This window comes from Chryseobacterium sp. JV558 (genome assembly GCF_033712365.1).
GTDB lineage: Bacteria > Bacteroidota > Bacteroidia > Flavobacteriales > Weeksellaceae > Chryseobacterium.
Window position 1 is genome coordinate 1 of record NZ_WJHU01000041.1, and the last position, 310, is coordinate 310.

At 48.4% G+C, this 310-nt stretch carries 1 protein-coding gene; it reads right to left on the reverse strand.

Features of this window, described 5'->3' with window-relative positions; all coding sequences use genetic code 11:
- A partial coding sequence (locus GFU89_RS23380) for a condensation domain-containing protein (RefSeq protein WP_413228620.1) occupies nucleotides 1–141 on the reverse strand: 141 nt, incomplete at its 3' end.
- Nucleotides 142–310 lie beyond the last annotated feature (169 nt).

Sequence of the window (310 nt, forward strand, 5' to 3'; positions counted from 1 at the left end):
CGTACGAAGAATTTCATGACGCGAAACGATGCGCCTGAAGGATTCCTCAAGGCTTACAAGATCCAGAGAGCCTTGGATATGGTGGCTCGATGGAATGCTATAGGCCACATTGCCAGCCTCGAACTGGCTCAAAATCCACATTCGCTTCTGCGAGGAAGATAATGGGTAATCTGCCTGGACAGGCGACTGGGGAATGGAGGCAAAGACAGTCTTTTGGGAATTATCAATCAGAAGAGCCTGATCCTGTAAAACAGAATACCGGAACAAGTCTGTAAGGGCTAACTGAACACCCAGATGTTTGCTGATCTGG